General features: G+C 59.9%; 12 protein-coding genes. 7 read left to right on the top strand and 5 right to left on the bottom strand.

What is annotated here, in order from left to right; all coding sequences use genetic code 11:
- Positions 1 to 76: 76 nt before the first annotated feature.
- Positions 77 to 688, top strand: coding sequence for a 3'-5' exonuclease (locus ASD54_RS02815; protein WP_062553048.1), 612 nt, complete (start codon positions 77 to 79; stop codon positions 686 to 688).
- A 57-nt stretch (positions 689 to 745) separates the two neighbouring features.
- Here ASD54_RS02815 and dxs read toward each other — a convergent pair whose 3' ends face one another.
- Positions 746 to 2,662 (bottom strand): 1-deoxy-D-xylulose-5-phosphate synthase, encoded by a 1,917-nt coding sequence (dxs, locus tag ASD54_RS02810; RefSeq protein ID WP_062553047.1) that lies wholly within the window; start codon positions 2,660 to 2,662, stop codon positions 746 to 748.
- A gap of 110 nt (positions 2,663 to 2,772) precedes the next feature.
- Complete coding sequence (locus tag ASD54_RS02805) at positions 2,773 to 3,690, bottom strand: pirin family protein (protein ID WP_062553046.1); 918 nt, start codon at positions 3,688 to 3,690, stop codon at positions 2,773 to 2,775.
- A 255-nt stretch (positions 3,691 to 3,945) separates the two neighbouring features.
- Here ASD54_RS02805 and ASD54_RS02800 point away from each other — a divergent pair, with 255 nt between their 5' ends.
- Positions 3,946 to 5,964 carry a DEAD/DEAH box helicase gene (locus ASD54_RS02800; RefSeq protein WP_062553045.1) on the top strand — a complete coding sequence of 673 codons (2,019 nt, stop codon included), beginning with the start codon at positions 3,946 to 3,948 and terminating at the stop codon, positions 5,962 to 5,964.
- A 227-nt stretch (positions 5,965 to 6,191) separates the two neighbouring features.
- Here ASD54_RS02800 and ASD54_RS02795 read toward each other — a convergent pair whose 3' ends face one another.
- Positions 6,192 to 6,662 carry an Lrp/AsnC family transcriptional regulator gene (locus ASD54_RS02795; protein ID WP_062553044.1) on the bottom strand — a complete coding sequence of 157 codons (471 nt, stop codon included), beginning with the start codon at positions 6,660 to 6,662 and terminating at the stop codon, positions 6,192 to 6,194.
- Between the two features lie 193 nt (positions 6,663 to 6,855).
- Here ASD54_RS02795 and ASD54_RS02790 point away from each other — a divergent pair, with 193 nt between their 5' ends.
- From ASD54_RS02790 to ASD54_RS02770, 5 genes are read left to right on the top strand one after another with little or no spacing between them, the layout of a single operon-like run.
- On the top strand, positions 6,856 to 7,635 hold the full coding sequence (locus tag ASD54_RS02790; protein ID WP_062553043.1) for an ATP-binding cassette domain-containing protein: 780 nt from the start codon (positions 6,856 to 6,858) through the stop codon (positions 7,633 to 7,635).
- Between the two features lie 28 nt (positions 7,636 to 7,663).
- On the top strand, positions 7,664 to 8,437 hold the full coding sequence (locus ASD54_RS02785; RefSeq protein ID WP_062553042.1) for a transporter substrate-binding domain-containing protein: 774 nt from the start codon (positions 7,664 to 7,666) through the stop codon (positions 8,435 to 8,437).
- 12 nt (positions 8,438 to 8,449) lie between these two features.
- Positions 8,450 to 9,175, top strand: coding sequence for an ABC transporter permease subunit (locus ASD54_RS02780; protein ID WP_062553041.1), 726 nt, complete (start codon positions 8,450 to 8,452; stop codon positions 9,173 to 9,175).
- A 10-nt stretch (positions 9,176 to 9,185) separates the two neighbouring features.
- Positions 9,186 to 9,875: an ABC transporter permease gene (locus tag ASD54_RS02775; protein WP_062553040.1), complete on the top strand. Its 690-nt coding sequence runs from the start codon at positions 9,186 to 9,188 to the stop codon at positions 9,873 to 9,875.
- 30 nt (positions 9,876 to 9,905) lie between these two features.
- Positions 9,906 to 10,814: a homocysteine S-methyltransferase family protein gene (locus ASD54_RS02770; RefSeq protein ID WP_062553039.1), complete on the top strand. Its 909-nt coding sequence runs from the start codon at positions 9,906 to 9,908 to the stop codon at positions 10,812 to 10,814.
- 273 nt (positions 10,815 to 11,087) lie between these two features.
- Here the strand turns inward: ASD54_RS02770 and ASD54_RS02765 are convergent, their stop codons facing one another.
- Both ASD54_RS02765 and ASD54_RS02760 read right to left on the bottom strand, forming a co-directional pair.
- Positions 11,088 to 11,873, bottom strand: coding sequence for an ATP-binding cassette domain-containing protein (locus tag ASD54_RS02765; protein WP_062553038.1), 786 nt, complete (start codon positions 11,871 to 11,873; stop codon positions 11,088 to 11,090).
- 14 nt (positions 11,874 to 11,887) lie between these two features.
- The gene (locus tag ASD54_RS02760; RefSeq protein ID WP_062553037.1) at positions 11,888 to 13,210 is read right to left on the bottom strand and encodes a sugar ABC transporter permease; all 1,323 of its coding nucleotides are present in this window, start codon (positions 13,208 to 13,210) and stop codon (positions 11,888 to 11,890) included.
- Positions 13,211 to 13,241 lie beyond the last annotated feature (31 nt).

Genomic DNA, 13,241 nt, shown 5'->3' with positions numbered 1-13,241 from the left:
GTGCAAAACTCCGACGTTGCCAAGCCGACAAATGCAAGTAGTTTCCTCGTAAGATCACTTCTGCGAGGAGAAACGCGTGAAAACAGCTATCATATTCGATTGCGAGTTTCTCTGCGTCAAAGGTTCCCAAAGCCGATTCTGGTGCGCGGCTATTGATCCCGATCCCGTCATTGCGCAGATCGGGGCAGTGAAAATTGGTCTCGATGATGGGTTCCCGATATTGGAGACCTTTAAAGCGTACGTGAAGCCACATGACCGGCATGGTGCTCGTTATCCAATTGACGGATTTTTCACAGATCTGACCGGTATCACCGAAGAGCAGATCAACGCAGACGGCAAGCCTCTAGCGGCAGCGCTGGATAGTCTTGACCGCTTTTCTGATGGCGCAAATTTCTGGTCATGGGGAAAAGACGAACTCAACATGGTTGCAATCAGTTGCTACGTTGAGGGTATTCAACCACCTATTCCAGCGTTCCGGTTCGATAACGCAGTCAAACTATTGCTTGCAGCTGGGATGCCTTTTGAGGACTTGGCAAGAACTCCCAGCAGCAAGTTGGCAAGCTATTACGGTCTTGAGCACCCAGATTTGAAGAGACATGATGCGTTGGACGACGCCCTTTCTGTCGCTTACACGCTGCAATTTCTGCTAAAATCTGGGAAACTTAAACCCGCCGCCTTTGGTACCTAAGTTCCAAACCCGTCGTTCGCGTTGCCTAAATTCTGATCCGATTAAAATAGGTTGACCTCACCCGGCAGCGCCTACCTTGGCCCCACGGCCCAGTGCATCGAACACGGTTTTTACGATGCCGGCGCGATCGAGCCCTGCCTTGGCATACATGGTTTCGGGCTTGGCCTGATCCATCCAGAGATCAGGCAGCACCAGCGAACGGATTTTGAGGCCGCTGTCCAGCAGTCCATCATTGGCGAGGAAGTGCATGACCTGGGAGCCGAAGCCGCCGATTGCGCCTTCTTCAACCGTCACCACAATCTCGTGGTGGCGGGCAAGCTGGCGGATGAGGTCGTGATCCAGCGGCTTGGCAAAGCGCGCATCCACAACCGTGGTTGAAAGACCCGCGGCGTCGAGGTCTTCCGCCGCCAGCAGACAGTCGGCAAGGCGTGTGCCGAAGGAAAGCAGCGCAACCTTCGTACCCTGCTTCATCACGCGGCCTTTGCCGATCTCGAGAATTTCGCCGCGCTCCGGCATGTCCACGCCCACGCCTTCGCCGCGCGGATAGCGGAAGGAAATCGGGCCGTCATTGTAGGCGGCAGCCGTGCGCACCATGTGTTTCAGCTCCGCCTCGTCAGCGGCAGCCATCACCACGAAGCCGGGGAGGGAGGCGAGGAAGCCAGTATCAAACGAACCCGCATGCGTGGGACCATCGGCACCCACGAAACCGGCGCGGTCAATGGGGAAGCGCACGGGCAGACCCTGGATCGCCACATCGTGCACCACCTGGTCGTAACCACGTTGCAGGAAGGTGGAATAGAGCGCACAGAATGGCTTGTAGCCTTCGGCGGCGAGACCGGCGGCAAAGGTTACCGCATGTTGTTCGGCAATGCCCACATCGAAGGTGCGCTCGGGAAACAGGTTCTGCAACTTGTCGAGGCCGGTGCCCGATGGCATGGCCGCGGTGATGCCGACGATCTTCTCGTCCAGCTTTGCTTCCTGCACCAGCGCTTCGGCAAACACGGATGTATAGGCAGGCGCGTTTGGTTTCGCCTTCGCCTGCGTGCCGGTAATCACATCGAACTTGTTGACGCCGTGATATTTGTCGGCTGCCGCTTCCGCCGGGGGATAGCCTTTGCCCTTCTGCGTCACGACGTGGATCAGAACCGGGCCCTTGGCATTGTCGCGCACATTGCGCAACACGGGCAGCAGGTGTTCGAAGGAATGCCCGTCGATCGGGCCAATGTGGTAAAAGCCCATTTCCTCGAACATGGTGCCGCCGGTCACATAGCCGCGCGCATGCTCCACGGCGCGGGTAATGGCGCGGTCGACATTCTTGCCCAGATAGGCGGTCAGCTTCTTGCCGAATTCGCGGAAGCCCATGTAGGTGCGGCCAGAGGCCAGGCGGGCCAGATAGGCGCTCATCGCCCCGGTAGGCGGCGCAATCGACATGTCGTTATCGTTGAGAATGACGATCAGCCGCGCATCCAGAGCGCCCGCATTGTTCAGCGCCTCATAGGCCATGCCAGCGGAAAGCGCGCCATCACCGATCACGGCAATCACGTTGCGCGGCGTGGCCGAAAGATCAGCCGCCACCGCCATGCCAAGGCCTGCCGAAATGGAGGTGGAGGAATGGGCCGCGCCAAACGGGTCGTATTCGCTCTCCGCACGTTTGGTGAAGCCGGAAAGGCCGTCTTCCTGCCGCAGCGTACGAATGCGGTCACGGCGTCCGGTCAGGATCTTGTGCGGGTAGCACTGGTGGCCGACATCGAAGATCAGCCGGTCATCCGGCGTATTGAAAACCTTGTGGATGGCGATGGTCAGCTCCACCACGCCCAGCCCCGCACCCAGATGGCCGCCGGTCTTGGAAACCGCATCAATCATCTCGTCACGCACCTCGCGGGCGAGTTGCGGCAGTTCGCGATCGTCGATCCTGCGCAAATCGGCGGGCCAGTTCACCTGGTCCAGAAGGGGCGTATTCGGGGTAGAAGTCACGGAACTGGCCTTTTCTGCTCTCGCGTCCGGGAGCCTGCGTTTTCTCTCACATTGAGAGGAAAGGCGGCTTTTTCAAGTGTTATCTGCCGCGCTTCTATAGGATTCCCCGCTCAAGGCAAAGGCACGAACTCTTCTTCGTCTCCGGGGACGATATCGAAGCGTCCGGTGCGCCATTCTTCCTTTGCCTGCTCGATCCGTTCCTTGGAAGACGACACGAAATTCCACCAGATATAGCGTTTCGAGTTCAGGGCCGCGCCACCGAACAGCATGATGTGACAGCCTTCCGGCCCGCCCTCCAGCGTGATCTCGTCGCCGGGGCGAAAAACCAGCAATTGGTCCTGCGCAAACCGGTCGCCCGCCACCACCAGCGAACCGGATAGAACATAGATCGCGCGTTCCTCATGCAGGGCTGAGAAGGGGAAGCGGCGGCCAGCTTCCAGCCGCAGGTCGACATAAAGCGTATCGGTGAAGGTGTGGACCGGGGACTTCAGCCCGTCCAGCGCGCCGATCACCACCTGTCCCGAAATGCCCGCCAGATCGATCAGCGGCATGTCGCTTTTGGCTGTGTGGGCAAAGGCCGGGTCTATCTCTTCCTTGTCGTCCGGCAGCGCCAGCCAGGTCTGCAGGCCGGACATGGAAAGCGGATTGCCGCGCAGGTTCTCCGGCGTGCGTTCGGAATGCACGATGCCGCGTCCTGCCGTCATCAGGTTTATGTCGCCGGGGCGGATGACGAGTTCTGTGCCGAGGCTGTCGCGATGCTTGATTTCGCCGTCGAACAGATAGGTCACGGTGGAGAGGCCGATATGCGGATGCGGCTTCACATCCAGCGCCTCGTCCGCACGAAGAACAGCCGGTCCCATGCGGTCGAAGAAGATGAACGGGCCAACGAGACGCCGCTGGCGGGTGGGCAGGGCACGGCGCACCGAAAACCCGCCAATATCGCTGGAGCGCGGAATGATCAGGTTTTCGATGGCATCGCAGGCAAAGGCATCGCCGGGTTCGGGGTCGTTTCCGGGGAAGAAGGACATGAGCGCGCGCTTTCCTAATGATTTGCAACCAGTCTAGATCGTCTGCATGGGAGGCGATAGGCAGATCTGAGCAGGAATCTGGCAAATATTAGCATTAGCCATGCAAGAAGGTTCTAGCAGACCTCGCTTTCCCGGCTTTGACATTTGCTCCACAAATGAGTAGGGAGAGCCCAATGTTGCGCTGCACTCAGAACGGATCTCGATCTAGGGGCAGCGGCGCGCCAATGCGCTCATCCCCATTCCGAAAGAGAAGTGATGTCCGATCTGAAGAACGCCGTTCCGGCGATTGCCAAGGCGTTGTCAAAACGCGGTTATGAAACCCTGACGCCTGTTCAGGAAGCCATGCTCGATCCAAACCTGTCCGGTTCCGACGCTCTGGTGTCAGCCCAGACCGGTTCTGGCAAGACGGTTGCGTTCGGTATCGCAATCGCGCCGAACCTGCTGGATGACGGTGAGCGTTTTGGCCGTGCAGAAGCACCACTGGCGCTGATCATTGCGCCGACGCGTGAGCTTGCCCTTCAGGTAAAGCGCGAATTCGACTGGCTGTATGAGCCGGCAGGCGCCGTGATTGCCAGCTGCGTGGGCGGCATGGATATCCGCAACGAACGCCGCGCGCTGGAACGTGGCGCCCATATCGTTGTCGGCACACCGGGCCGCATCTGCGACCATATTCGCCGCAACGCGCTGGATATGTCCAACATCCGCGTCGCCGTTCTGGACGAAGCCGACGAGATGCTGGACCTCGGTTTCCGCGAAGATCTGGAATTCATTCTGGAATCTGCACCTGAAGAACGCCGCACGCTGATGTTCTCGGCAACCGTTCCCTCCGGTATCGCCAAGCTTGCCAAGCAGTATCAGAACAATGCCGTGCGCATTCAGATCGCGTCTGAAGAAAAGCAGCACGCCGACATTGAATATCGTGCGCTCGTCGTCGCTCCCGCAGACCGCGAGAACGCCATCGTCAACGTGTTGCGCTTCTACGAAGCCAGAAACGCCATCGTGTTCTGCTCCACGCGCGCCAATGTGAACCATCTGACCGCGCGCCTCAGCAACCGCAACTTCTCGGTCGTAGCGCTTTCGGGCGAACTGACACAGAACGAGCGCACCCATGCGCTGCAGGCCATGCGCGATGGCCGCGCGCGCGTTTGCATCGCGACCGATGTGGCCGCACGCGGTATCGATCTGCCGGGTCTCGAAGTCGTCATTCATGCCGACCTGCCCACTAATTCCGAAACGCTGCTTCACCGTTCGGGCCGCACTGGCCGCGCCGGCAACAAGGGCATCAGCGCGCTCATCGTGCCGGTAAACCAGCGCCGCAAGGCGGAGCGTCTGTTGGCCGGTGCCGATGTAACGCCGAACTGGGTTCGTCCGCCAAGCGCCGATGAAGTCATCGCCCGCGACCAGGAGCGCCTTCTCAACGATGCAATCTTCCAGGAAGAGGCTCGTGAGGAAGAGCAGGATCTGATCGCCAAGCTGGCTGAACAATATGGCGCCGAGCGACTGGCAACGGCTCTGGTGGCGCTTCACCGCGCCCGCAATGCGGCTCCGGAGGATCTGATTGAGGTCTCCGTTCAGGGCAAGGATGCGCGCAAGCCTCGCGAAGGTGGCCGCGAGCGTCAGGAATTCGAGCCGACACCGCGCACGCCGCGCGGCGAGTTTGGCCCCGCCGTCTGGTTCTCGCTGTCGGTTGGCCGCAAGCAGAATGCAGAGCCGCGCTGGCTCATCCCCATGCTGTGCCGCAATGGCAGCCTGACCAAGGCCAGCATCGGCGCGATAAAGATGCAGCCGGAAGAGACCTTTGTGGAAATTGCCGCCGATCAGGTGGATGACTTCCTCGGTGCCATCGGCCCGAACAAGACGCTGGAGCGTGGCGTTCGCGTCAAGCAGCTGGATGGCGTGCCGGATCTTTCCCGCCCGTTCGAAAACCGCAGCAACGACAAGCCGTTTGCCAAGCGCTCCTATGAAGATCGTCCCGCCCGTTCAGAAGGTCGCGATGATACTCGCAAGGAGTTTCGTGGCGAAGCACGCAGCGAGCGTGGCGGCGAGTGGACCAAGGACAAGCCGAAGAAGCGGTTCAACGAAGACCGTCCGGCAGGCGAGCGTTCCTTCTCCGAGCGTCCTTTCTCGGATCGGCCCGCCCGCGGCGATAAGCCAGCCCGCAAGGAAGGCGCAAAGCCCTACGCCGCCAAGGCTCCGTTCAAGGATGGGGCAAAGCCCTACGCCGCGAAGAAGGGTAAGCCGAAGCAGGCCAACGCCAAGGGCAAGACCTGGTAGTCTATAAAGCAAGAGGCCCGGAGCGATCCGGGTTTTCGACTGCGGGCAATCTTGCCCACCATCCGCCCCCGACAGCCGCGACGTCATTCTCGGCCTTGTGCCGAGAATCTCCTAGCGTCCAATAAAATCAATCGGTTGTAGATGCTCGGGACAAGCCCGAGCATGACGGAATATTGCGGAAAACCCTTTGTCAACAAACTGAGGCCCAGAGCGATCCGGGCATTTTCTCACTCCTCCACCGGAATAAACAGGCCCGTCTTTACATCGCGCAGAACGACATTGGTCGTCATACGCTTGATCTGCGGATTGTCGGCCATCAATTGCGCGCTGATATCGTCATAATGCTCCACATCGCGCGCGGTAATGATGGCGATCAGATCCACCTGGCCGGTGACATAGTAAACCTGCTGAACATTGGGCTGTTTTTCCGCCCACTGGCGAAAGCGGGCCAGCGCATCGTAGTTGTCGCGTTCGATTTCCATGCCCGCAATGAAGGTCATCGGAAAGCTGGTCGCCTTGCGGTTGATGACAGCCACCTCCGCCTGGATGACGCCATTGTCGCGAAGTCGTTTCAGGCGGCGCTGCACGGCAGAGGCGGAAAGGCCTACCTCGTCGGCAATGGTTTCCGCCTTCAGCTGGCAGTCCTTCTGAACGAGGTCCAGAATTGCACGATCGAAGGTATCCAGCGCTTCAGCCATACCCGGTCTCCTCTCCTTGCGAGAACTTTCTCACGTTGACCACATTCGAGACGAATTTTCCCTCAACTGCAGGGAAAATATGCGTCTGTTCCTTTAAGATGACGATTTTATGCGCCATTAAACAATGAAGCGAGGATAAACCGCGCAATGAAGCTTTATTGTGCGCAAACTCATCAGGCAACAGAAGTTTTGAATGAACCCGCAACAGACCGCAGCCTTGCAGATCGAGAATGTGCACAAGACCTTCGGCGGTCTCGAAGTGCTGCGCGGGATTTCGCTGACGGCGCAAAAGGGCGACGTCATCTCCATCATCGGCTCGTCTGGTTCCGGCAAGAGCACGCTTCTGCGCTGCATCAACCTGCTGGAAAAGCCGGACCAAGGCCGCATCATCGTGGCAGGCGAGGAGCTGAAGCTGAAGCCCGCGCGCCAGGGGGGATTGGAGCCGGTTGATCGCCGCCAGCTGGAGCGGCTGCGCACCGGGCTCGGCATGGTCTTCCAGAGCTTTAATCTCTGGGCTCATCGCACGGTTCTGGAAAACCTCATTGAAGCCCCAATCCATGTTCAGGGAAAATCACGGCGCGAAGCCATTGAAAAGGCTGAAGGCCTGCTGGCCAAGGTCGGGCTGTCCGACAAGCGCGATGTCTATCCGGCTTTCCTGTCCGGTGGTCAGCAGCAGCGGGCTGCCATTGCGCGGGCTCTATGCATGGATCCGGCGGTCATGCTGTTTGACGAGCCGACCTCCGCGCTCGATCCGGAACTGGTCGGCGAGGTGTTGAAGGTCATCCGCGATCTGGCAGAGGAGGGGCGCACCATGCTTCTCGTGACGCACGAAATGGCCTTTGCCCGTGATGTGTCCAGCCATGTCGTTTTCCTCGACAAAGGCGAGATTGCCGAACAGGGGCCGCCGCAACAAGTTTTCGATGCCCCGCTGACGCAGCGGGCGCGCAGTTTCACCAGCGGTTTTTCCCGCTAATCATTCAACTCCATCAAGGATTTGCCGAATGAAGCCTTTTTCTCTCCTTCTCGCTGGCGCAGCTTTCATTGCCTCAGCCTTTGCCGCTCAGGCTGAGGTGCGCTTTGGAATCTTGAATGAAGCCTATCCGCCCTTTTTCGCCAAGGATGCCAGTGGCAAATGGCAGGGTTGGGAAATCGAGCTGATGGATGCCGTCTGCGCTGAGATCAAGGAAAAATGCACGATCGTGGAGTCTTCCTGGGATGGTTTGATTCCGGCGCTTCAAGCCAAGAAGCTGGATGTGATCTGGGCGTCCATGTCGATCACCGATGAGCGCCTGAAGACCATCGACTTCACCAACAAATACTACAATACGCCGAGCAAGCTCATCGGCCCCAAGGACCAGAAGCCGGGTGCGACTGTCGAGGACGTGAAGGGCAAGACCATCGGCATTCAGGTCTCGACCATCCAGACGGAATACTACAAGAAGTATTTCGCCAAGCAGGCAGACGAAAAGACCTATCAGACCCTGGATGAAGCTCTGCAGGATCTGGCCAATGGCCGCATCGACTATGTGTTTGCCGATTCCATCGTTCTGGGCGATTTCCTGAAGAGCGAAACAGGCAAGAATTGCTGCGCCGACATGGGCAATGTTGCTGCTGATGCGGCCGTTCTGGGTATCGGTGTCGGCGGCGGTGTACGCAAAAGCGATACCGAGCTGAAGGCCAAGCTCAACGCGGCCATCGCTGCCGTGCGCGCCAGTGGAAAATACGACGAAATCACGAAGAAATACTTCGATTTCGACGTCTACGGCGCAAAGTAAGGGTTTGCCCTGATGGCGGTGAGCCAGATGAGTGTTTGGGAATTGCTGTCTCCCTATCCTCCGGGATGGGGCGGCATGCTGCTGACCGGCGCTCTTTCCACCGTCGCCATCTCGGCCTGCGCCTATGCCATCGGTCTGGCTATCGGCCTTGCCGGTGCGTTGGGCAAGCTTTCGGGCAACCGTGCATTGGTGTTTGGACTGAATGCCTATACAGCCATCATTCGGGCGGTGCCGGAACTCATTCTTATCGTCGGTCTCTACTATGCCGGCACGGACGGGCTGAACCGGCTGCTTACGGCGGTTTCCCTGCCCACCATCGAAATAAACGGCTTTGTCGCCGCCGTATCTGTCCTTGGCTTCGTGCAAGGGGCCTATATGACGGAAGTGCTTCGTGGCGCGGTTCTGGCAATTCCCTCCGGCCAGATCGATGCTGCCAGAGCTTTCGGCTTCTCGCCCTTCCTTGCCTTTCGCCGCGTCACCCTTCCGGCATTGTTGCCGAATGCGTTGCCCGGCATGGCAAACCTCTGGATGTCCATCACCAAGGATAGCGCTCTGGTCGCCGTGGTCGGCTATCAGGAACTGGCGCTGGCAACCAGGCTGGCAGGGGCGAATACCAAGCAATATTTCCTGTTCTTCCTTGCGGCGGCCTTTCTCTATCTGGCCATCACGCTCGTCTCGAACCTCGTTTTCACCGCACTGGAACGCCGCGTGCGACGCGGCCAGCCACAGTTGAGCTGAGGAGGGCGAGATGAGGTTCGACTGGATTGCGAAATATTGGCCGCTTCTGATCGACGGCGCGATACAGACCGTGTCGCTGCTCGCGATTTCCGTATCCGTGGGCTTCGTGCTCGCCATCGGCCTCGCCTTCGCGCAGGTGTCCGGCGGGCTGATATCCCGCAATCTCTCGCGGGCCTATTGCACCTTCCTGCGCGGCACACCGCTGCTCATCCAGCTTTGGCTGCTCTATTACGGTGTCGGCTCGCTCCTGCCATTGGTGCCGGGCCTCAGACAAAGCTTTCTCTGGCCCATCCTGCGCGAGGGCTTCTTCTTCGCGGCGGTCTCGTTCACGCTGAATTTTGCCGCTTATCAGGCCGTCATCCTGCGGGGCGCGCTTCTCTCGGTGCCCAAGGGCGAGCTGGAAGCGGGCCGCGCGGTTGGCATGGGCCCGTTCACGCTGGTGCGCCGTATCTGGTTGCCACGCGCCATTCGCATCGCGCTGCCCACCATTGCGGGCGAGGTGGTGCTGCAATTGAAATCAACGCCGCTCGCCTTCACCGTCACGGTCATGGATCTCTATGCGGTCGCCTACAAGGTGCGGCAGGACACGCTGCTGGTCTATGAGCCACTGATCGTGGTGACCTTGTTCTATGTCGCGCTGACGGCCGTGATTGCCCGCAGTTTCAAGTTTGTCGAAGCACAGGTGCCGATCCGGCGCTGAGCTTCAATTCCTATTCCATGAGGTAACCCTATGACGACGCTCAAAATTCTCGATGGCGGCATGAGCCGGGAACTCCTGCGTCTTGGCGCTGAACTCAAGCAGCCGGAATGGTCGGCGCTGGCGCTGATCAATAGCCCGCAGATCGTGCGGCAGGTGCATGAGGAATTCATCGCCGCCGGTGCCGATGTCATCACCACCAATTCCTATGCGCTGGTGCCGTTCCACATCGGCGAAGAGCGTTTTTCCAAGGAAGGCCCGGCGCTCATTCGTCTCTCTGGCGAACTGGCGCGACAGGCAGCGGACAAGACTGGCCGTCCGGTCACGGTCGCGGGCGGTCTGCCACCGATCTTCGGCTCCTATGAGCCGGAAAATTTCGATCCTTCCCGCGTGCAGGATTATCTCTCGGTACTGGTGGAAAACCTCGACGCCTATGCGGATGTCTGGCTGGGCGAAACGCTGAGCCTGATTGCCGAGGGAGAGGCGGTGCGTGTCGCGGTGAAAGATACGGGTAAGCCCTTCTGGATCTCGTTCACGCTGGCCGATGACGAGGCGCAGGTGCTGGGCGGCGAACCGAAACTTCGCTCTGGCGAGACGGTGGCCGATGCAGCGCGCTGGGCGGCAGGTTCCGGCGCTGTGGCGCTGATGTTCAACTGCGCCAAGCCGGAAGTCATGGAAGCGGCGGTGCGCACGGCGTCCGCGATCTTCAAGGAAAAGGGCGTCTCGATCGAAATCGGCGTCTACGCCAATGCTTTCGAGGCCGATGCGGATGACAGCGCCGCCAACGAAGGCCTGCACGAAACCCGCAAGGACCTGACGGACGATGCCTATTCCCGCTTTGCCTGCTACTGGGCGGATGCGGGCGCCAGCTTCATTGGCGGCTGCTGCGGCATTGGTGCCGCCCACATCCACACGCTGGCCGGTGTACTCAGGGGCAGGTGAGGGAGGGTAGGATCGAGCTGCACGGCGAAACAGTGCATCACCCCACCCGGCGCGCCGCGCCGACCTCCCCCTCAAGGGGAGGTGGGAATATGTAGCCTGCACTTGTTCCTACTTTAGCTTTGGTGTTCTGGACTGCCTCGGGTGAGACCAGATTTCACTGGGTGACGTATTCTCCCACCTCCCCTTGAGGGGGAGGTCGCAGCGAAGCTGCGGGAGGGGTGAACGAAAAACGGCGAGCACATGGCCCGCCGCTCGATTTCAATAACGTTACCCTCACGCCATCTGCATGGCGCCGGGACCGGCGGTGGCACCCGGCGGCACCTTGCCCAGGATGATCATGCCGAGAACTTCGTCCTTGGTCACATCCTCAGTGCGCGCATGGCCCACCACGCGGCCGTTCTTCATCACGAATACCCGGTCTGCCAGATCGAACACGTCATGAATGTCGTGGCTGATCAGGAAGATGCCGATGCCTTCGCGCTTCAGCTGGGTGATCAGTTCACCAACCTGCGCCGTTTCCTGCGGTCCAAGCGCGGCCGTCGGCTCGTCCATGATGAGGATACGAGCGTCGAACAGAATGGCGCGGGCAATGGCAACAGACTGGCGCTGACCGCCGGACAATGCCTTCACCGGCTCCTTGAAGCGCTGGAAGTTGGGGTTCAAACGCCCCATAACCTCACGCGCCTTGGCTTCCATCGCCACATCGTCCAGCGTACCCCAGGGCGTGCGAAGCTCGCGGCCGAGATAGAGGTTGGCGGCAGCATCGACGTTATCGGCCACGGCCAAGGTCTGGTAGATGGTCTCGATACCGTATTTCTTGGCATCGCGCGGGTTGTTGATATCAGCCGCTTCGCCATTGATGAGGATTTCGCCTGAATCCCGGCGATAAGCGCCGGAGAGGATCTTGATCAGGGTGGATTTGCCCGCACCGTTGTGGCCGAGAAGAGCCACGACTTCGCCGGGGAAGAGATCCACCGAGGCACCATCGACAGCGTGAATGCCGCCGAAGGAGATGGAAACGTCGCGCATTTCCACCAGAGGTGTTTTGTCTTGCGTCATTTTTCCTGCTCCTTCTAGCGGGCTCTTGCGCGATAGATGGTGTCAAGCCAGACCGCCAGCACCAGCACCATGCCGATCACGATGCTCTGCAAGGGCGCATCCATGCCAAGCAGAACCATGCCGGAATTCAGCGATTGCATGACCAGCGCGCCCAGAACCGCACCGGCAATGGTGCCCACGCCACCGGCCAGCGACGTGCCGCCGATCACGGCTGCGGCAATGGTATAAAGCTCGTCCAGCGTGCCTTGTGCATTGGTGGCGGCGTTGAGGCGGGCGGTAGAAATCGCGGCTGCGATGGCGCAGAGCGCTCCCATCAGTGCAAACAGGCGAACGGTCACCCAGCGGGTCTTGATGCCGGCCAGTTCTGCTGCTTCCGGGTTGCCACCGATGGCGAAGACGTAGCGGCCAAAGCGCGTGCGGTTCGTCAGGAAGTTCATGCCGATGGCAATGCTGAGCGCAATCAGGACCGGAATAGCGATGCCGAGCGGAATGTCGAGACCGTTTTCCGGCCAGGCAATGCCATTCTCTTCCGCATAGCGGCGGGCCAGATTGACCGGCATGTAATAGCTGTTGAGAACCTTCACTGCGCCGAGCACGATGCCGCAGCTGGCAATGCCGACGAAGAATTCGGCCCAGATCGGCTTCAACGGAAAGCCGAAGCGCTTGCGCTGCTTGCGCGAATGCAGGATGGACAGCACGATGAAGCCGCAGGCGATGACGCCGACGATCCAGCTGGCGGTTGCCCCGATGGAGCCATCCGCGCCGCCGCCCATCAGGCGGAATTTGGTGTCCATGGGTGCAACGGTCGCACCGCTCGTCACCATCCAGGCCGCGCCGCGCCAGACCAGCAGGCCGCCAAGCGTAACAATGAAGGAGGGAACATTGAGAAAGGCGATGATTGCGCCCTGAAATGCGCCGATGGCGGCGCCCAGAACGATGCCGACGCTCAGCGCCAGGATCCATGTCATGGGGTGGTCATAGCCAAGCCATGCGGGCAGGAACTTTGTCTGCGTCACGGCCATGATCATGCCGACGAAACCGAGGATCGAGCCGACGGAGAGGTCGATATTGCGCGTCACGATCACCAGCACCATGCCCGTTGCCATGACGGAAACGGAGGCCGCCTGGACCGAGAGGTTCCAGAGGTTGCGCGATGTCAGGAACAGGCCGTCCGACAGAACGTGGAAACCAAGCCAGATCAACAGCATGGCAACGACCATGCCGAGAAGGCGCGTGTCGATTTCCGTTGCCTGGAAGAAGCGCTTGAGCGGGTTGCCGGGTGCCGCGCGAGCGCCACTGGCGGGTTTGATGGCGACCGGAATGGTTTGATCCGTCATAAGCCTTGAACTCCCTCTTCTTGTCGGCAAG

It is taken from the genome of Rhizobium sp. Root149 (genome assembly GCF_001427345.1).
Taxonomy (GTDB): Bacteria; Pseudomonadota; Alphaproteobacteria; order Rhizobiales; family Rhizobiaceae; genus Neorhizobium; species Neorhizobium rhizoryzae.
This window is presented reverse-complemented; position numbering and strand designations above follow the sequence as displayed.